The sequence below is a fragment of the Streptomyces prasinopilosus genome (genome assembly GCF_001419695.1).
GTDB lineage: Bacteria > Actinomycetota > Actinomycetes > Streptomycetales > Streptomycetaceae > Streptomyces > Streptomyces prasinopilosus.
Genome location: NZ_LIRG01001033.1, coordinates 1 through 1,104, shown reverse-complemented (window position 1 = coordinate 1,104; position 1,104 = coordinate 1). Strand labels below are relative to the sequence as shown.

At 68.5% G+C, this 1,104-nt stretch carries 2 protein-coding genes; both read left to right on the top strand.

The window, feature by feature from the left end:
* The coding region (locus AOK18_RS29880; RefSeq protein WP_206281614.1) for an ERAP1-like C-terminal domain-containing protein at positions 1-428 on the top strand (428 nt) is incomplete at its 5' end.
* A 264-nt stretch (positions 429-692) separates the two neighbouring features.
* Positions 693-1,104, top strand: a 412-nt coding sequence (locus tag AOK18_RS29875) for a pyruvate kinase (RefSeq protein ID WP_240503375.1), incomplete at its 3' end; no start/stop codon positions are given.

Here is a 1,104-nt window from a genome sequence, read left to right as displayed (position 1 = left end):
TCGCCGCCGAACTCGCCGACGACCCCAGCGCCACCGGACAGGAAGGCGCCGCCCGCTGCCGCGCCGCCCTGCCCCACGAAGACGCCAAGGCCCGCGCCTGGGACGCCCTCTTCCACACCGACGACCTGTCCAACTACCTGTTCACCGCCACCGCCCAGGGCTTCTGGCAACCCGAACAGGCCGACCTCCTGCGCCCCTACGTCGCCCGCTACTACAAGGACGCCGTCGCCCTCGCCGCCCGCCGCGGCCCCGCCATCGCCGAAGCCGCCGGCCACTGGGCCTTCCCCGTCCACGCCGTCGACCCCGAGACCCTCCGCCTCGGCCAGAAATGCCTCCGCAAGGCCGATCCGACCCCGGCCCTGCGCCGCAAACTCGTCGACCAGCTCGACGACCTCGCCCGCGCACTCCGCATACAGCAGCAGGCGTAAAGAACGACAGGCGTAAAGAACGGCAGGCGTAAAGAACGGCAGGCGTGAAAAGGCAGGCGTGAACCGGCGGGCCCACCGCACGACCGGGAGTGCCGCACCACCCCGCGGCACCCCGGCGCGAAAGCCGCAGCCGACCTTCCGGTGTGCTCATCGGAGCGCAAGGCCGCACAGTTCAACACTTGTCCATAAGCATTCATACCCAGTCCGACGAATGGACACATGTGACCTAATCCCTACCCGTCGGTAAGCCCTAGGCTCGGAACCATGCGCCGAGCAAAAATCGTCTGCACCCTGGGACCCGCCACCCACACGTACGACCAGATCAAAGAACTGGTCGACGCCGGAATGGACGTCGCCCGCTTCAACCTCAGCCACGGCAGCCACGCCGAACACGAGGAGCGCTACCACCGGGTCCGCAAAGCCGCCGACGAAACCGGCCGCAGCGTCGGCGTCCTCGCCGACCTCCAAGGCCCGAAAATCAGACTCGGCCACTTCACCGAAGGCCCCGTACTCCTCGAACGCGGCGACACCTTCACCATCTCCGTCGAAGAAGGCGTCCAAGGCGACCGCCACACCTGCGGCACCACCCACGCCGGCCTCACCGACGACGTCACCCCCGGCGAACGCATCCTCGTCGACGACGGCAAGGTCACCCTCCAGGTCACCGCCGTCGACG